General features: G+C 59.3%; 16 protein-coding genes and 1 tRNA gene. 6 read left to right on the top strand and 11 right to left on the bottom strand.

All coding sequences use genetic code 11. The features are described from left to right. The first annotated feature begins 387 nt into the window (after positions 1 to 387). Together EV130_RS14585 and EV130_RS14580 are read left to right on the top strand one after the other, a co-directional pair. Positions 388 to 1,038 (top strand): helix-turn-helix domain-containing protein, encoded by a 651-nt coding sequence (locus EV130_RS14585; protein WP_132660646.1) that lies wholly within the window; start codon positions 388 to 390, stop codon positions 1,036 to 1,038. Positions 1,039 to 1,353: 315 nt separating this feature from the next. Next, positions 1,354 to 2,568 (top strand): alpha/beta hydrolase, encoded by a 1,215-nt coding sequence (locus EV130_RS14580; RefSeq protein WP_132660644.1) that lies wholly within the window; start codon positions 1,354 to 1,356, stop codon positions 2,566 to 2,568. 107 nt (positions 2,569 to 2,675) lie between these two features. On the opposite strand, the gene EV130_RS14575 is transcribed toward EV130_RS14580, so the two are convergent. From EV130_RS14575 to EV130_RS14545, 7 genes are all read right to left on the bottom strand, one after another. Further along, a tRNA-Lys gene (locus EV130_RS14575) sits at positions 2,676 to 2,751 on the bottom strand. A 125-nt stretch (positions 2,752 to 2,876) separates the two neighbouring features. Next, complete coding sequence (locus EV130_RS14570; RefSeq protein WP_074061666.1) at positions 2,877 to 3,791, bottom strand: PhzF family phenazine biosynthesis protein; 915 nt, start codon at positions 3,789 to 3,791, stop codon at positions 2,877 to 2,879. Positions 3,792 to 3,855: 64 nt separating this feature from the next. Beyond that, positions 3,856 to 4,602 carry an NUDIX hydrolase gene (locus EV130_RS14565; RefSeq protein ID WP_132660642.1) on the bottom strand — a complete coding sequence of 249 codons (747 nt, stop codon included), beginning with the start codon at positions 4,600 to 4,602 and terminating at the stop codon, positions 3,856 to 3,858. After that, on the bottom strand, positions 4,599 to 5,711 hold the full coding sequence (locus EV130_RS14560) for an endonuclease/exonuclease/phosphatase family protein (RefSeq protein ID WP_074061668.1): 1,113 nt from the start codon (positions 5,709 to 5,711) through the stop codon (positions 4,599 to 4,601). The genes EV130_RS14565 and EV130_RS14560 overlap by 4 nt, the downstream gene beginning before the upstream one ends. Positions 5,712 to 5,784: 73 nt before the next feature. Beyond that, positions 5,785 to 6,813, bottom strand: a complete 1,029-nt coding sequence (locus EV130_RS14555; RefSeq protein ID WP_074061669.1) for an ABC transporter ATP-binding protein — start codon at positions 6,811 to 6,813, stop codon at positions 5,785 to 5,787. Further along, complete coding sequence (locus EV130_RS14550; protein WP_132660640.1) at positions 6,801 to 8,495, bottom strand: ABC transporter permease; 1,695 nt, start codon at positions 8,493 to 8,495, stop codon at positions 6,801 to 6,803. The genes EV130_RS14555 and EV130_RS14550 overlap by 13 nt, the downstream gene beginning before the upstream one ends. 17 nt (positions 8,496 to 8,512) lie before the next feature. Next, positions 8,513 to 9,490, bottom strand: coding sequence for an ABC transporter substrate-binding protein (locus tag EV130_RS14545; protein ID WP_132660638.1), 978 nt, complete (start codon positions 9,488 to 9,490; stop codon positions 8,513 to 8,515). 172 nt (positions 9,491 to 9,662) lie between these two features. Between EV130_RS14545 and EV130_RS14540 the strand changes: the two genes are divergently transcribed. Further along, positions 9,663 to 10,721, top strand: coding sequence for an aldo/keto reductase (locus tag EV130_RS14540; RefSeq protein WP_132660636.1), 1,059 nt, complete (start codon positions 9,663 to 9,665; stop codon positions 10,719 to 10,721). 22 nt (positions 10,722 to 10,743) lie between these two features. On the opposite strand, the gene EV130_RS14535 is transcribed toward EV130_RS14540, so the two are convergent. Next, positions 10,744 to 11,964 (bottom strand): aminotransferase-like domain-containing protein, encoded by a 1,221-nt coding sequence (locus EV130_RS14535; protein WP_074061672.1) that lies wholly within the window; start codon positions 11,962 to 11,964, stop codon positions 10,744 to 10,746. A gap of 508 nt (positions 11,965 to 12,472) precedes the next feature. On the opposite strand from EV130_RS14535, the gene EV130_RS14530 reads away from it, so the two are divergent. Next, positions 12,473 to 13,048, top strand: a complete 576-nt coding sequence (locus EV130_RS14530) for a class I SAM-dependent methyltransferase (RefSeq protein ID WP_074061673.1) — start codon at positions 12,473 to 12,475, stop codon at positions 13,046 to 13,048. 52 nt (positions 13,049 to 13,100) lie between these two features. On the opposite strand, the gene ilvC is transcribed toward EV130_RS14530, so the two are convergent. The 3 genes from ilvC to EV130_RS14515 form a co-directional block, all read right to left on the bottom strand. Further along, entirely contained in the window at positions 13,101 to 14,120 is a 1,020-nt protein-coding gene (ilvC, locus tag EV130_RS14525; protein ID WP_022714456.1) for a ketol-acid reductoisomerase, read from the bottom strand. Positions 14,121 to 14,172: 52 nt separating this feature from the next. Next, positions 14,173 to 14,838 carry a TetR/AcrR family transcriptional regulator gene (locus EV130_RS14520; RefSeq protein WP_196776278.1) on the bottom strand — a complete coding sequence of 222 codons (666 nt, stop codon included), beginning with the start codon at positions 14,836 to 14,838 and terminating at the stop codon, positions 14,173 to 14,175. 103 nt (positions 14,839 to 14,941) lie between these two features. Then, positions 14,942 to 15,850 carry an AraC family transcriptional regulator gene (locus EV130_RS14515; RefSeq protein WP_132550350.1) on the bottom strand — a complete coding sequence of 303 codons (909 nt, stop codon included), beginning with the start codon at positions 15,848 to 15,850 and terminating at the stop codon, positions 14,942 to 14,944. Here EV130_RS14515 and EV130_RS14510 point away from each other — a divergent pair. Continuing rightward, positions 15,849 to 16,028, top strand: coding sequence for a hypothetical protein (locus EV130_RS14510; RefSeq protein WP_132660634.1), 180 nt, complete (start codon positions 15,849 to 15,851; stop codon positions 16,026 to 16,028). The two genes, EV130_RS14515 and EV130_RS14510, sit on opposite strands and share 2 nt — an antisense overlap. 87 nt (positions 16,029 to 16,115) lie before the next feature. Continuing rightward, a complete protein-coding gene (locus tag EV130_RS14505) occupies positions 16,116 to 16,487 on the top strand; it encodes a VOC family protein (protein ID WP_132550586.1) in 372 nt (123 codons plus the stop codon). The last annotated feature ends 111 nt before the right edge of the window (positions 16,488 to 16,598 follow it).

The following is a 16,598-nucleotide window of genomic DNA, read 5'->3' as shown; positions in this document are numbered from 1 at the left end:
TACTTCGCGGCAAAGGTGGCTTAGAGCCAGGCGTTTACAACGCAGCTGAAAGCCATGTTGCGCGCCGCGGATCTCTGAACTCGCTGACCAATCTTGCTCCGATTTGCGTGGCGGACCAGGGCCGTTTGCGGATCTGGCACCGGGCCTGCTCGAGCTTTCTCCAAGGCTTTCAAATATTGGAGGATAGCCGTGATCCGCACGGGATCGTTACCTCCGAATCCGAGGCAGTATCTGCTGCCGCGTCGTTCTCATCAAGCTCATCAGGGAGCGACGGCGTCGCACACCAATCCATGATCGCAAGCGTCCGTAGCAGTACGTAAGGGCTATTTCGAATAGTCGAATCTGCTTCAGTTTCGTATCCTGCCCGCCCATATAAGGGATAACGCGATGTTTCAGAGCCATGTCGTCGTGAAGCAGAAGTTTCTGACATTCCCCGGTCTCCGGCACGCGGGCCCGTGCGGGGCCTCTAAAGATTCGACCATCAAGCTTGAAGCAGATCAGACGATCTACAGTGAAGGCGAGCATGCGCTGGCAATCTATCAGGTGGAGGCTGGAGCCGTCCGAATCTACCGGCTGACGGCGAGCGGGCACAGACACATTTTGTCCTTCTGCAGCAAGGGCGAATGGTTCGGGCTCGAAAAAGGACATGTGCGAACCGACTTCGCCGAAGCCGTCTGCGAAACGCGAATAAGGCCGTTTCCCGCTGACCCCGATGCGGTCATCTCGATTGACCTCCTGAATATCGCCCTGACGAACCTGGCGAAAGCACAAGACAGACAGCTCGTCATGACGGAACAGAGCGCCCTGAAACGGGTTGCAGCCTTCGTGCAGGAGATGGCCGAACGCCGCCCCGAAGAACCTGAATTTGACATGATGATGTCTCGCAGCGACATCGCCGACTATCTTGGACTGACTATCGAAACCGTCGCCCGCTCCTTCACCAAGCTCCGCGACAGACACATCATTCGCCTGAACGGAAAGCTCCAACGCTCGGTCCGGCTACTGGACCGGGGGGCGCTGAGGGCATTGACGATCTAGCGGTGACAGGTTCCACGCCTATTACGGCAAGGATTTTGCCAGACGTATAGAAACTTATGTGGCATCCGATCGACTTTCCGGTACGATCACCTTGGACGGACAAGCAAGGCGACCGAGGAAGGAGGCAGTTGCTTCAAGACGCTCAAGGGACTTCACGCCTCTGATCACCCACGACCTGAAGCGGTGATCGCGGTTGCGACAAGCTGCGGTGGCAACCGCCAGTCAGCGATGAATAGATGCTACGTGATACTACCGGGACGGATAGCCGCAAATGATAGCATTCTCCGTGATGGGGGTGCTATTGGAACTCGTTGGATGACTAAACGACGTGCTGCAATCATATTGTTGGTTCTATCCGGTTGCGGGCACCCAACCGGGGTTTTGACGCCTGTCGCCATTTCGGCGTCGTCGCCACCCACGACGAAGGTCGACATGCTCGTGGCAACGACACGCGAGCTATCCGGAGACCCTGCGACCCTCTTCAGCGGCGAAAGAAGCTCGAAGCCGCGCCTCACCCAGATTTCAGTCTCGATCCCGCCCAAGCGCGACGCTGGGACCGTGCAGTGGCCGCAGCGCCTCCCGCCCGATCCGGCAACTGACTTCGCCGTGACGAAGGTTCAGCAGATCGCCACCGTCGCCGAGGGCCGGGCTTGGTTCCGACAGCATGTGAAGGGCGGGCATGCGCTCGTATTCATCCACGGCTTCAACAACACGTACGAGGATTCGGTCTTTCGGTTTGCCCAGATCGTGCATGATAGCAAGGTGCGGGCGACACCGGTGCTGTTCACCTGGCCGTCGCGAGCCGAGATCACCGCCTATCAATATGACAAGGAAAGCACGAACTATTCGCGCACAGCATTGGAGCAGGCACTTCGCACACTGGCCGCCGACCAGAACGTCAAGAACATCACTATCCTGGCGCATTCCATGGGCACATGGCTAGCAATGGAGTCGCTGCGGCAGATGGGCATCCGCGACGGGCATGTAAATTCAAAGATCAACAATGTCATTCTTGCTTCGCCCGACATCGATATCCAGGTCTTCGCCAAGCAGTATGTCGAGATGGGCGAACCCCGGCCGAAGTTCACGATCTTCGTCTCCCAGGACGACAGAGCCCTTGCTGTTTCGAGCTTCATCACAGGACGGGTGTCACGGCTAGGCGCCATCAACCCGGTCGAGGAGCCCTACCGCTCTAAGCTGGAAAGGGCCGGCATAACTGCCATCGACCTGACGAAGGTGAAGACCGGGGATCGCCTAAACCACGGTAAGTTCGCCGAGAGCCCGGAGATCGTCCAACTCATTGGCCAGCGACTGATGACAGGCCAGATGCTTACTGATTCAAAAGTCACGCTCAGCCAGGGCATTACGGCTGTCGTCGGCGGAACAGTGACTAACATCGGCGCAGTTGCGGCCACTGCCGTCGCCGCTCCCGTTACGATCCTCGAGCAGCCGGTCGATATGAATAGGGTACCGCGTCCGTCCGACGAGACCCTTGAGACAGATCTGAGGCCACAACAGCTAACGCAGTGACTCGCGACGGGCGTGACAAGCTGGCTGGATGTGGCCCGCACGCATCGACCGCCTCGTGCTTCGATTGTTCCAGAAAGGTGGCGGTCCGTGGCATCGCAGAAGATGGCTGGTGGGTGATGTAGGGCTCGAACCTACGACCCGCTGATTAAGAGTCAGCTGCTCTACCAACTGAGCTAATCACCCGTTCGCGCTTGGCTGCGCGGTGTGACGGGGCGTATAAACAGGATCGCAGGGCTTGTCCAGCGCCCAGCGGGAAATTCTTTGATTAATTTCGAAGATTTTTCTTCATGGCTGAAATGGGAATGAAATCAAAGGTCGAGCGTACCCGTGGCAAGGCGCACCGCCTGCCCGCCGATCCGGGCATTGGAGATGGTGCCGGCCTCGACGTCGACATGCAGGTGGATGAATGATGGCCGCCCCATCTCTACCCCTTGTTCAATCGTGATCGGATGATGGCCGTCCGGCAGCCTGTCAAAATGGTGGATTGCTCCCGAAAGTGCCGCGACGGCGGAGCCGGTTGCGGGATCCTCGGATACCCCCATGTCGCATGCAAACATGCGCGCGTGGAATTTCGCCGAATGGTTCACGCCGGCGCGGCAGTAGATATAGGCCGAGGCCAGCGAACCGTCGACGAAGGGCACGGTCTTTTCAAAGAGCTGCGGATCGAATTCCAGTCGTTTTGCAACTCCGACATCGTGGACCGGCACCAGCAGGAAAGGTACTCCGGCGCTCCAGATCGAGGGCACATGATTCTCGAATCCGATCTCCGTCACCTTGAGCGACAGCGCATCGGCGATTCCGAGCTTTTCGAGCGGCATGTTGATCTGCTGCGATTTCCGCGGAAGATCGAATTCGGCAAAACTCACCTCGCCCCTGCGCAGCCGGACCGCGCAGCGCACCGGCCCGACATTTTCCTCCAGTACCGAGACCAGGTCGAGCGTCATGTCGCGCCCGTGCGCCTCTTCGGCAAGAGCAATCGCCGTGCCGACGGTCGGGTGACCGGCAAAGGGCAATTCGCGGCCTGGCGTAAAAATCCTGAGCTTGGCTGTATAGGCTGGATTTGTTGAGGGACGTACGAAGACGGTCTCGGAGAGATTAATCTCGCGAGCGATAGATTGCATCGCCTCCTCGCTCAGATCGGCACCGTCGAAGATGACGGCCAGCGGATTTCCGGCGAGTTTGCGGTCGGTGAACACGTCATAGACGCTGTAGCTGCGCGCCACATCGGCCTCCTTAATCGGTCATCGAACCTGCAACCTGCCCGACGGGCGAAACGAGTGCAAGATATTAGCCATCCTTTGTATTAGCGAAATACCAATCGATGATCGGAAGCATGGCGACGTTATAGGGATGGGCGGAGTGATCAGCAGAACGAATCGCAACTGCTCCGGCTATTTCCTTGTCCTCGGCAACGAGCATATGGGCTGCGATGCGGTCGATCATTTCGTCCGCCGCGAGCGCGAAACGGAACAGCCGGAACACGGTGACCGTGCGCCGGAAATGGCTGGCATAGTAAGTGGTATCCGGTGCTGCATCACCAAGGTCCATGCCCGTCTCCTCGAGCACCTCGCGCCGCATATTGCTCTCGACGTCGCAACGGCCGCCGCTGATATCGTCGAGGTCCAGGGAGCCGGCAGCGCAATAGACCTGACCGGCATTTGCCGTGTGCGCGCCCATGCGCACCGCGATGATCGCGCCATCAGACGAAATCATGATGCCAAAGGCAAAAAGATGGATGCCGCCGCGGCGCTCTGCCTGCTTGCGCCACCACAGAAAAGTGGAAAATGGAATGATGTGGCCCCTCCCAGATATACCGCCATCATTCAGGGCAAGCTGATGCTGAAACACCATACGACCATCGAAAAGCTCCGGCTTGGCCGATATCTCGTGCTTCCAGTTCTCGCCCGCGAGCGCTGCATTCTGCAGATGATACGGATGCTCGCCCGCCAGCACGCGAAGGTCGATGGAGGCGACAGGAAAAACGGATTTCTCCGGCGGCCAGCCGCTAAAATCATCAGAGAATGCAAAACTCATGTCAAATCCAGTGTCATGACGACGGGGCAATGGTCGGAGGCTTTCGGCCGATCCCAACCGGTGCGTGGATAGCGCTGGACTTCCTGGCCGGGCGGAAAGATGGTGCGGAAGGGCTGGCCGTTGCGGATGATTTCCGGCACCCGGCCGATATTTGCTTTAGCAAGCGCCGGTGAGAGCCAGAGGTAGTCGAGCTGGCAAAGCCACTGTTCTTCCGGTCCCCGCGCGTGATAGAGCGTCCAGCGGTCTAGCGGATCGCGGCGGCGCGCGACATTCTCGGCAAAGCCGTCATGGCTGAACACGTCGAGCGCGCTTTCGGACTCGTCGGTGTGTTCGAAACGGTATCCGCTGCGACGCACGCCTATGACGTTCACGCGCTCCTGGTAGTCGTTCATGTCGCCGCAGATCACGAAATTCTTCCCGGCGGTATGTCCGGTGCCGAATCGGCTCTCGACAATCCGGCGCACGGCCAGCGCCTCCGCCCGACGGACGGGCATCGTCGCCTGCCGGCTGGGGACACCATTGGTGCGCGGCCCATCCATCGACTTGAAATGCACGACATAAATCGTCAGCGGCACACCGCCGATCGCGAGATCGAGTTCCAGGCAATCGCGCTTGAAGATCTTGTCGTCGATGCGATTGATGAGCGCCAATTGATCGTTGAACAAATCGAGATCGCGGTAGGTGAGCATCGCGTGGCTCTTGATCTCCTTCAGCTCGATTTTCTGGCCGTCGTGCGTTTCCTCGCGCATGAGGACCGCGACATCGATGCCCCGGCTATCATTACCCTTGACGAGATACTTCTGCCGGTAACCGGTTCCCACCATCCGGAAAAGATAGCCGTACTCGAAGGCCTGCAGCGCCTCCATGCTGTCGATCTCCTGCAGGCAGAGAATGTCCGCATCGGCATCGGCGATCGCAAGCGCCGTCATCTGACGTGTATCGTCGGTCGAGGCGACGACGCGCGCCTGCTCGAGCTGCTGGTAGAGGCCTTCGCTCTGGATCTCAAAAAGCTTGATGACGCGGTCCTGGCGCAGTTGATTGCGAAAACCGGTGAAATCGAAACGCGTCATCAGGTTTTCGACGTTAAATGTGGCAATGCGAAGCGACATCGAACATTTCCGGTTGGTCGTTCAGTCATTTGTAGAGACGAAAGCGGCATTCGGGAAGGCTGTGAGACGGAAATCAGAGCCGCCATGCCGAGCGGATCACAATCTTCACCGCATCGCCCGCCTGCACCGCCGTGCTGCTGAAGGCGCGCAGCATCTGGCCGTCCGCCAGGGTAAGTTTCAGCGCATAACGCTCGCCTTCATAGAGAACCGATTCCACCGTGGCCGCAATGCCCTCGCCGCCGAGGAGGACGTCTTCGGGACGCACGAGCATATCGATGCGCGGCCCCTCGCCCGGTTGATCTGCAATGATGGCTTGCAGCGCATTCCAGTCGAAATTTCGCTTGTCACCGCATGGGGACCGCGTAGTCAGGATCGCCCCTCGCCCGATCAGTCCGCCGACCATCCGGCCTTCGGGGCGTGCATAAATCTCGGCAGGAGGCGCGACCTGCAGCAGGTGGCCCTCCGACATCACCGCGACGTCCGTTGCAAGCGCCATGGCCTCGCTCTGGTCATGCGTCACATAGATCATGGTGGCGCCGGAACGCTGATGAAACTCGCGGAAACTCTCTTCCATCTCCTGCTTCAGGTGCCGGTCGAGATTGGCGAGCGGCTCGTCGAGCAGAACCACATCTGGCGATGTGACCAAGCAACGCGCCAGAGCCACACGCTGGCGCTGGCCACCGGAGAGGTCGGCCGGGCGCCGCTCGGCGTATTCCACAAGCCGCACGGTCGAAAGCGCGTCCCGAACCCTCCGGCGATAGGCTTCGCCCACAATGGCGCGCACCTTCAGCGGATAGCCGACATTATCGGCGACATTCATATGCGGCCATAGCGCGTAGGACTGGAAGACCATCGCCATGTTGCGCCGTTCGGGCGGCAGGGATTGCGATGCGTCGGCAAGCAGCCGCTCGCCGAGATGGATCGAGCCGTCGGTGGGCGTCTCGAAACCTGCAATCATTCGCAGCACCGTCGTCTTGCCGCAGCCGGAGGGACCGAGCAGCGCCAGGAATCCGCCTTCGCGCACGTCGAGTGAAAGCGCGCTCACCGCTGGTTTTCCAGTGCCGAAGTCCTTACCGACATGATTGAGGATCAGCTTCGCCATGGCACCACTCCCTTGGGCAGCCGCTTTGCCATCAATTCCAAAAGCAGCATCAGGGCGATGACCATCAGGACGATAAGCACGGAAAGCGCAGATGCCAGATCCGAACTTCCGCTGTCATCGAGATTGTAGATCGCCACCCCAAGCGTCTGGGTGCCTGCAGACCAGAGCAGCGCCGAAATCGTCAGTTCGTTGCAGGCAATTAGAAAGACGACGATGACCGAAGCGCCGGCCGCAGGTGCAATCAGCGGCACGATGATATCCCTCAACCGACGCAAGAAGCCGGCGCCCGAAAGCCGCGCTGCCTCCTCCAGCGCCGGATCGAGCTGATGGAACGCGCTGACGAGAGGCTTCAGGCTTACGGCAAAGAAGCTGGAGAGGTAAGCAATCAGGATGATCCAGATCGTGCCGTAAAGCGTGACGTTGAGAACCGGCAGCGGCGAGGCAAAGACGAGGATGAAGCAAACGCCAATGACTATGCCCGGCAGCGAATAGGGTATCTCGATCAAACTGGAGACGGCGCGCGAAAGTGCGTCCCTGCGCCGCGTCAACGCGTAGGCTGCCAAAACAGTCACCAGGACGAGACATGTCGCCGTTCCGGCCGCAAGCGAGAGCGAATTGACGAAGGCCGTTCGTGTCACCGCCTGGTGAAAGAGGATTTCATGAAAGGCGTTGAGGGATATGGTCTTGAAGGTCAGCGGCACGCCATAGGCCGGCACTAGCGCGCCGGCGAGCAGCGCGAAGAACGGTGCTGCCAGCATGAAGAACAAGATGAGCCAAAGCAGCGGCGCGAACAGATATTTCCAGCCACCAAGTTGGAAGGTGGCTCTCGCACCCGAAAAGCCAAGCAGGCGGTAGTCTCGCCCGCGCAAGGCCCGATCCTGAATCGCCAGCCCGGTGACGGAGATAATCGCGATGATCGCCGACAGCAGCGCGACTTCGCCAAAAGTGCGGCTGGTGAATGCCGAGAATTTCGAGAAGATCAGCGTCGGTAAGGTGTAGATCGAGGAAGGAATGCCGAGGATCGCTGGGATGCCGAAATTGCCGGTGCAGGAGACAAACGAGAGCGCCGCGCCTGCGATGACGCCGGGCAGTGACATGGGCAGAATGATATCGTGAAAGACACGAAAGCTGGATGCGCCGGAAAGCCGCGCTGCCTCGACGCCCTCACCCGGCAGCGCCATCAGCCCGGCTCTCAAGGCCAGGTAGACGAGCGGCGCGTGCTGCACGCCATAGAGCAGCGCAATGCCGCCGACCGAGTAAAGCGGCTGCGGGGAGCCGAGCGGCGGCGCGATCTGCAGCGCTTTGAGGAGCGGGCTCGACGGACCAGACATCTGCACCCAGGCAAGAGCCGTCACCTGCGGCGGGATCATCATCGGCAGTACGAAGAGAAAACTCAACTGCCCCTTCCCCCGAATATCCGTCAATGCCAGCACAAACGCGAAGGCGCAGCCGATGACGAGTGAAATCACCGTGCCGAGCATGGCGGTGACGATCGTGTAATAGGTGGCCGACCAGAGTGCGGGATCGGCAAGAACGGCAGACACGCCGCCATTTGCCAACGCGGCAATGCCTGCAGCCGCCAGCCGCGCCAGCGGCAGTACGCTGAGGATCAGAACCACCAGAATGATGAAGGGAAACAGCCAGGCCGGCTGGCTGCTTCCCGCACGAACATATCCCTGCATCGAGTATCCGGTTATGATCAATTCGATCCGTAGATGCCCGAGAAGGTCTTCAGATCCTGATCGGTATTCTTCAGCGCTTCGTCGGCCTTGATCGGCAGCACCTTGATGCCGTCGCGTGCCGGGAAGCCTTCGGGTAGCTTCATACCGTTGCGCGCCGGAATATAGCCGAGCTTCAGGAAGCCTTCCTGACCCTTTTCGGAAAGCACATAATCAACGAATTTTTTCGCCGCTTCGGCGTTGTCGGTGCTTGCCAGAATGCCGACCGGCTCGGTCACGGCCGAGACACCCTCTTGCGGGAAGACGAACTCGACAGGTGCACCCTTAGCCTTCTCGCGGATCGGCATATAGTCGACGACCATACCATAGGCCTTTTCGCCCGAGGCGACCGACTTCAGGACAGCACCGTTGCCGCCGGCAGCCGTGGCGCCATTTGCGGCAAGCGCCTTGAAGTAGTCCCAGCCGAGGCCATCGACTGCAGCCAGCGTCTGGGCGTGAATGAGCGCGGCACCCGAGGTCAACGGGCTTGGCATGGCAACGAGGCCCTTGGCTTCAGGCTTCGCCAGATCCTCCCAGCTCGCCGGCTTCATCGAGGCCGAGGTGTTGTACATGATGCCGGTGGTGATCAGCTTGGTGGAATAGTAGTAGCCGTCTGCATCGTAGAGATTGGCGTCATAGTTTGCGGCTTCCGGTGACCTGTAGGCAAGCAGCTTGCCGGCGTCCTTGAGGCGCTCCAGCGTCACCGTATCGGCAATCAGCAGCACGTCGGCAACCGGGTTGCCGGCTTCGATCTCGGCTTGCAATTTCGCCATGATCTTCGGCGTGCCGTCGCGGACCCAGTCGACATTGACGTCCGGATTTGCGGCCATGAAGCTATCGACAGTGGCCTGCGCGTCCTCGTTCGGCTGGCTGGTATAAAGCACGAGATTGGCAGCCTCAGCCGAAACGGAAACGAGACCGGCAGCCAGCAATGCGGTAAAGATGGAGAGCTTCTTCATGGCAATTCCCTCATGATGAACATGACGGTTCCATAGAGAGACCGAATAACATGATTGTGACAGTCGGCGATGGGGCTTTGCGAATACTGGGGCGAGTCGCACTTGAACGTGACGGCACCCCGCTATTTCTAGCCCGAGTTTAGATTTTTGATTTTGAGTTGGGGAGATGGGAATGGAATATCGTCTACTTGGCCGGTCGGGCCTCAAGATTTCGACCGTGACGATGGGCACGATGACCTTCGGCGGCAAGGGCTGGGCGAAGATGGTCGGCGATCTCGGCATTTCCGAAGCCCGCCACCTTGTCGATCTGTGTCTTGATGCGGGCGTCAATCTGATCGACACCGCCGATGTGTATTCGGCCGGCGTTTCGGAGGAAATTCTAGGCGAAGTTCTCGGCGGAAAGCGCAAGAATGGCGTGCTGATCGCGACTAAGGCGCGCTTCCCGATGGGCGACGGCCCGAACGATGCGGGCTCGTCGCGCCAGCACCTGATCGCGGCCTGCGAGGCGAGCCTCAAGCGCATGAAGACCGACGTCATCGACCTCTATCAGCTTCACGAATGGGACGGCCAGACGCCGCTCGAAGAAACGATGGAGGCCCTCGATACGCTCGTGTCTCAGGGCAAGGTCCGCTATGTCGGCTGCTCGAACTTCTCAGGCTGGCACATCATGAAAGCGCTCGGCATTAGTGAAAGGGACAAGCGCCAGCGTTTTGTCAGCCAGCAGATCCACTATACGCTGGAGGCCCGCGACGCCGAATACGAGCTGCTGCCGGTCAGCATCGATCAGGGGATCGGAGTTCTCGTCTGGAGCCCGCTGGCGGGCGGTCTGCTCTCCGGCAAGCATCGCCGCAATCAGGCCGCTCCCGAAGGCACCCGCCAGTTCGCCGGATGGACCGAGCCACCGATCCGCGACGAGAACCGCCTCTGGAATATCGTCGAGACGCTGGTTGAGATCGCCGAAAGCCGTGGCGTATCGGCCGCGCAGGTGGCGCTTGCCTGGCTGATCGGTCGCAAGGCCGTGACCTCGGTCATCATCGGCGGACGCACCGAAGCGCAATTCAAGGACAATCTCGCCGCTGCCGAACTTAAGCTGACCGAGGAGGAGCGCGGGCGTCTCGACGACGTCAGCCTGCCGCCGGTGATCTATCCCTACTGGCACCAACTCAATACGGCGAGCGACCGTCTTAGCGAGGCGGACATGGAATTGTTCGCCCCGCACCTCAAGAAATAGGCTTCCAAGGCATCGGCGGCGTTCAGCCGCCGATTTCCTTTGTAATCAGCTTGCCGAGTCGGCCGATACCTTCCTCGATCATGACGTCGTTGGCGCAAGAGAAACTGACGCGGATCGTGTTTTCGCCCGAGCCGTCGGCAAAGAAGGCCCTGCCGGGAACGAAGGCCACCTTGGCGGTCTCGATCGATTTTGCGAGCAGCACCGCACCGTCCATGCCTTTCGGCAGCGTGATCCAGATGAACATGCCGCCTTCCGGCTTCGTCCAGGTGATACCGGCCGGCATATGTTTGGCAAGTGCGGCCAGCATCGCGTCGCGGCGGTGGCTGTAAGCCAGCTTGATCTTTGCGACCTGCGCATCGAAGCCGCGCTCGGCGACCTGGGTGATCGCCATCTGGTTGATCGTCGAGGAATGCAGATCCGCGGCCTGCTTCATCAGCACCAGCTTGCGGATTACCGGCGCGTTGGCGACGACGAAACCGACGCGAAGACCAGGCGCCAGCGTCTTCGAGAAGCTGCCGCAATAGATCGTGCGCGTGTTGTCGATATGCCCCTTCTTGCCGATCTCCAGGGCCAGGATCGGCGGGATCGGCTCGCCGTCATAGCGCAGCGACTGATAGGCGGCATCTTCGATGACGGCGATATCGAGGTCTTCTGCAAGTTCGAGCACCTTTTCACGGCCAGCGCGATCGACGGTCTCGCCGGTCGGATTCGAGAAGTCTGCCGAGAGATAGGCGAACTTCACCTTGCCGCCATTTTGAGCGGCGGTGGCGCGGTAGGAATCCGGCGTGCGGTTGCCGTTCGGCGTCAATTGATCGTAAGACGGCTCGTATGCGTTGAAGGCCTGCAACGCGCCTAGATAGGTCGGCCAGGTGACGAGCGCCGTATCGTTCGGCGACAGGAAGAGCTTGCCAAGATAATCGAGGCCCTGCTGCGAACCTGAAACGATGAAGACATTGTCGAGATCGCACGGGATATCGAGGGCCGCCATCTGGTTCACCAGCCATTGACGCAGCGGCTTGTAACCTTCGCTCACCGAATACTGCAGCGCCGAGCTGACCGCCGCACTCTTGAAAATATCGGCATAGGCCGTCTGGAATTCCTTGTCGGGAAACAACGCCGGATCGGGAATGCCGCCGGCAAACGAAATGATATCCGGCTGATCGAGAAGCTTCAGCAGCTCGCGGATTTCCGATGCACGCATGCGCGACGAACGCGTCGCAAACATATTCTCCCAATTCAACATGGGCATTTCCTCATATTTTCTATAGCCGCAACCAGATCACGCCGCGGTATTTATGTCAATATTACTGACCTATTTTCTTGTTATCGTGACAAGTTTGAGGTCTTGTATAGAAACCTGCAAGCACCGGAATGGCGAGGCAAAGGAAATCGAGCGACTCTTGCCATTCCATGCCCTATTCTTACCCTCTGGCTATCGATAAAGCAGAGGTAAATTTGGCAACGTCGACCTTATCTGTGAAATGTCAGATCTCGTTCTCAAGTGTGTCTGCCACCATGTTTATCCCGAAAGGAAAAGGCCAATTGCTGATGCCATTGCCGGGATTGAACGGTTTTCGCAGATCTTCAGGAGGTCAAACCCAGCGAATTACCGCGACAGAAACGACCCGTTTGGACGTCCGATGGCCCAACATGGGCCTCGGCGGCATCACGCCCGCACAGAAACGGAAAATGGCGTGAATTCTACGACAGAGCCCCGTCGAGAACGGGGGATTACCCTTCGAGAGAGCTTTATGACGCACTCATTTTATGACGAAAATGCCGAGGCCTATGCCTCGCGGAACCGCAAGCTGCCGAAGTTGCGGCTCGACGCATTTCTCTCTGCCCTATCTTCCGACGCCCGCGTCCTCGAACTTGGTTGTGGCGGTGGACATGATAGCGCCTACATGCTCTCCAAAGGCTTCGACGTGATGGCGACGGATGGCTCGGCGGAACTTGCCAAGCAAGCTGAAAAAATGACCGGCAAGCCCGTGAAAGTGATGCGCTTCGAGGAGCTGGAAGCCAAGAACGAGTTCGACGGCGTCTGGGCCGAGGCCAGTCTGCTGCATGTGCCGCGAAAGGACTTGCCCACCGTGCTGGCCCGTATCCGAGAGGCGCTGAAGGATGGCGGCGTGTTTTATGCAAGCTTCAAGGCTGGAACGGCAGAGGGTCACGACGGCTTCGGCCGGTATTACAACTACCTTTCCGCGGCCTGGCTCTGCGAATTGCTGACGACCGGCGGCTGGCGAAACATCGGCGTTGATGAAGCCGATGGCAGCGGCTACGACAACAAGCCGACGCGCTGGCTTCACCTGCGAGCACGAAAATGAAAGGGGCCGAAGCTTCCGCCACGGCCCCTCCAATTCCAAAGTCGAGACGCGCTTAGTTCACGCTCTTGTCGACAAGCTTGTTCTTGCCGATCCACGGCATCATGCCGCGGAGCTTCGCGCCGACTTCTTCGATCTGGTGCGAGTCGTTGACGCGGCGGATGCCCTTGAAGCGCGAGCCGCCGGCGCGATATTCCTGCATCCATTCCGACGTGAACTTGCCGGTCTGGATGTCCTTCAGGACGCGCTTCATCTCGGCCTTGGTTTCCTCAGTGATAATGCGCGGGCCAGTGACATATTCGCCCCACTCGGCAGTGTTCGAGATCGAGTAGTTCATGTTGGCGATACCGCCTTCATAGATCAGGTCGACGATGAGTTTCACTTCGTGGAGGCACTCGAAATAGGCCATTTCTGGAGCGTAGCCGGCTTCGACCAGCGTTTCGAAACCAGCGCGGATGAGCTCGACGAGACCGCCGCAGAGAACAACCTGTTCGCCGAAGAGGTCGGTTTCGCACTCTTCGCGGAAGTTGGTCTCGATGATGCCCGAGCGGCCTCCACCGACGCCGCAGGCGTAGGAGAGAGCGAGTTCAAGCGCATTGCCGGACGCGTTCTGGTGAACGGCAACGAGGCAGGGAACGCCGCCACCCTTCTGGTATTCGCCGCGAACCGTGTGGCCAGGGCCCTTCGGCGCGATCATGACGACGTCAACCGAAGCTTTCGGCTCGATGAGGCCGAAATGGACGTTGAGGCCGTGTGCGAAAGCGATCGCCGCACCATCGCGGATGTTGGCAGCGATTTCCGACTTGTAGATGTCGGCCTGCAGCTCATCAGGTGTCGCCATCATCATCAGATCGGCCCACTTGGCGGCTTCTGCAACTGTCATCACCTTGAAGCCGTCGGCTTCGGCCTTCTTGACGGTTGGCGAACCGGCCTTGAGCGCGATGACGACGTTGCCGGCGCCGCTGTCCTTCAGGTTCAGCGCGTGGGCGCGGCCCTGCGAACCGTAGCCGATGACGGCGACCTTCTTGGATTTGATGAGGTTGAGATCGGCATCACGATCGTAGTAGACGCGCATTTGAAGTTCCTTCCCTTTGCTTGTCGTGTTGATGGTAGAAGAACGGCGGAACTCAGCTCAGCGCCGGCATTTCCGCCAAAACCTTCTCCGTGCCGTAGAGCCGGAGGAAAGCAGTCACCGCCCTTTCCGCCTGCCGGGCGGTATCCTTAAGACCCGGCTCGCCGAGCAGCATGCGCACATGCAGGTCAGAGACGATAAGGCCGTAAAGCGTGTGATAGGCCTCGTCAGCATCATAAAAGCGCAGCAACCCTGCCCTCTTTCCCGCATCGATCAGCGCCATGGCACGGCGGTCGATCTGGCGACGGCCGCGCTCCAGAAGCAGCTTGCCGAGCTTGGAGCCGTCGCGATGCGATTGGCCGATCGCCAGCCTGTTCAGCGCCAGCGAGACATCGCCGGCCAGAACCTCCAGCAGGTCGCGTGCAAAAAGGATCACATGGTCATGCAGGCTCACCGCCGTCAGCCGTTCGCCATTGCGCTCGAACGTGCGCACCTTGCTGGCCTGATAGGCGATCATCGCAGACAGCAGGCCATCGCGGTCGCCGAACCATTTGTAGAGGCTTTCCTTGGAGCAGTTGGCAGCGCGTGCGACGCCTGATGTCGTCAGCGCCTTCTCACCGCCATCGACAAGGAGCTGCAGCGCCTGCTCCAGAACGGCGTTCTGACGCGGCGAAAATTCGCTGGGCTCCAAGGTTTCGACAGACACGATATGCGCTCCCAAGTACGTACCGTACGGTACGGTTCGCGGATGCTTATCGCGCAGACGTCCTCACCCGTCAAGAGGGGGACGATGGGCGATGCAAATTTTCTGCAGACGGGCCGCTTTATTCGGCAGCGGCCGCCAAGCGTTCTGCGTCGACGTCGCGCGCAGGCGAGATGCCGTAGAGACGGCTGTATTCCCGGCTGAACTGCGACGGGCTTTGATATCCGACACGATGCCCGGCCATTCCGGCATCCAGGCGCTCGATCAGCATCAGGCGACGCGCCTCGTGCAGGCGGAGCTGTTTCTGGAACTGAACCGGCGTCAGCGCGGTGACGGATTTGAAATGATGATGGAACGAAGAGACGCTCATGCCAACAAGCTCGGCGAGCGCTTCGATCCTTAAGGGTCTTGCATAATTTTCCCTGAGCCATGAAACGGCGCGGGCAATCCTGTTGCTCTGGCTCTCCGCGAGCGCAATGTTCAAGAGATGCGGGCCGACAGGCCCGGTCAGCACGCGATAGAGGATTTCCTGCTCGATCAGCGGTGCCATGGCCGCGATATCGTTTGGACGATCAAGCAGGCGCACCAGCCGCACGGCCGCCTCCAGCAGTTCCGGCGGCGCGGCGTTGACCGCCATGCCCCGCAGCCCGTCGGTATGCGCGGCCGGACGCGGGATATCGACACGGCGCAGAAGCGCCGCAACCCTTTCGGGATCGATCGCCATTGCAAAGCATAGATGGGGCGCCTGCGGGCTTGCCTCAGTCACGCGCCACGCCACTGGAAGGTCTAGTGACGTCAGAAGATAGTCGCCGGTGCCATAGTTCAGGGTTTCCGTCCCGAGCCTGACGCTTTTTGCGCCCTGCAGCACCATAGCGACGCATGGGCGATAGGCCGAGTGAAAGGGTCCGGCCGGCTGGGAACGGCGGCTCAAGAAAAGGTTGCCGATGGCCGTCGCGAACTCGCCCTCGCCGGAGGCATGGCGCGCCGCAATGGAAGCGATTTCCTGATAAGGGCTGAAGGGCAATGTCATGGATAACTCGTTCTGGGGTGGTGCAGGTCTTTATTTAATCTTCACGGCAGCATCCTACAAACCCGAAGTCGCACTTTCAGATCTCAGAAGCAAAGGCGTTGTCGCCATTGCGGCAATGGATCGCTGGCTGCAGCTTCGCGGCAGTACTCGCAGTTGCGGCATTCGCGAAACGTCCTAATTTGCCAAGCGGCAAGAGCCTCGTGCCCAACTGGCGCGCTGGTCAGTATCCTGCGACAATGAAATTGAGCCTCTCGAGAGGAAAATGATGCGTTTTATCAATCCTATTCCTTTCGTTCGCGACATAAATCGCTCGAAGGAATTCTACAACAAGCTGCTCGGACTGAAAATAATAGAGGATGCCGGAAATTTCGTCCTTTTCGAGTCAGGTTTTGCAGTCCATGAGGGACGATCGCTTGAACATACGATCTGGCGCCAAACGCTCGACGCTGACCAATCATATGGGAGAAGAAACTGGCTTTTGTATTTCGAAGATGGCGATGTCGATGCCGCCTTTAACAAGATCGCGCCGCATGTGGAGTTAATCCACCCCGTAGAAAGACAGGCGTGGGGACAGCGGGTCTTTCGTTTTTACGATCCGGATGGGCACGCCATAGAAATTGGCGAGCCACTGAGCTGAAGAGGAAGATTTGCTTCTGCTTTTGGCCGATCCTGACAGTCATTTGAAGCCTGACTGCGAAGGAGGCCTGCGTAGTAGACAAGCCCGCTGAATATGACCGCATCTTTCAGC

Source organism: Rhizobium azibense (genome assembly GCF_004342325.1).
GTDB lineage: Bacteria > Pseudomonadota > Alphaproteobacteria > Rhizobiales > Rhizobiaceae > Rhizobium > Rhizobium etli_B.
Note: the sequence above shows the minus strand (reverse complement) of the source record. Positions and strands in the feature narration are given on the sequence as shown.

What these genes read in the sequence shown, in the direction of transcription:
- EV130_RS14545 (WP_132660638.1), bottom strand. Translation starts at nt 9,490, where the DNA reads ATGAAGAAGCTCTCCATCTTTACCGCATTGCTGGCTGCCGGTCTCGTT.
- EV130_RS14535 (WP_074061672.1), bottom strand. Translation starts at nt 11,964, where the DNA reads ATGTTGAATTGGGAGAATATGTTTGCGACGCGTTCGTCGCGCATGCGT.
- EV130_RS14510 (WP_132660634.1), top strand. Translation starts at nt 15,849, where the DNA reads ATGGATAACTCGTTCTGGGGTGGTGCAGGTCTTTATTTAATCTTCACG.
- EV130_RS14585 (WP_132660646.1), top strand. Translation starts at nt 388, where the DNA reads ATGTTTCAGAGCCATGTCGTCGTGAAGCAGAAGTTTCTGACATTCCCC.
- EV130_RS14530 (WP_074061673.1), top strand. Translation starts at nt 12,473, where the DNA reads ATGACGCACTCATTTTATGACGAAAATGCCGAGGCCTATGCCTCGCGG.
- EV130_RS14580 (WP_132660644.1), top strand. Translation starts at nt 1,354, where the DNA reads ATGACTAAACGACGTGCTGCAATCATATTGTTGGTTCTATCCGGTTGC.
- EV130_RS14555 (WP_074061669.1), bottom strand. Translation starts at nt 6,813, where the DNA reads ATGGCGAAGCTGATCCTCAATCATGTCGGTAAGGACTTCGGCACTGGA.
- EV130_RS14550 (WP_132660640.1), bottom strand. Translation starts at nt 8,495, where the DNA reads ATGCAGGGATATGTTCGTGCGGGAAGCAGCCAGCCGGCCTGGCTGTTT.
- EV130_RS14505 (WP_132550586.1), top strand. Translation starts at nt 16,116, where the DNA reads ATGCGTTTTATCAATCCTATTCCTTTCGTTCGCGACATAAATCGCTCG.
- EV130_RS14540 (WP_132660636.1), top strand. Translation starts at nt 9,663, where the DNA reads ATGGAATATCGTCTACTTGGCCGGTCGGGCCTCAAGATTTCGACCGTG.
- EV130_RS14565 (WP_132660642.1), bottom strand. Translation starts at nt 4,602, where the DNA reads ATGAGTTTTGCATTCTCTGATGATTTTAGCGGCTGGCCGCCGGAGAAA.
- EV130_RS14515 (WP_132550350.1), bottom strand. Translation starts at nt 15,850, where the DNA reads ATGACATTGCCCTTCAGCCCTTATCAGGAAATCGCTTCCATTGCGGCG.
- EV130_RS14560 (WP_074061668.1), bottom strand. Translation starts at nt 5,711, where the DNA reads ATGTCGCTTCGCATTGCCACATTTAACGTCGAAAACCTGATGACGCGT.
- ilvC (WP_022714456.1), bottom strand. Translation starts at nt 14,120, where the DNA reads ATGCGCGTCTACTACGATCGTGATGCCGATCTCAACCTCATCAAATCC.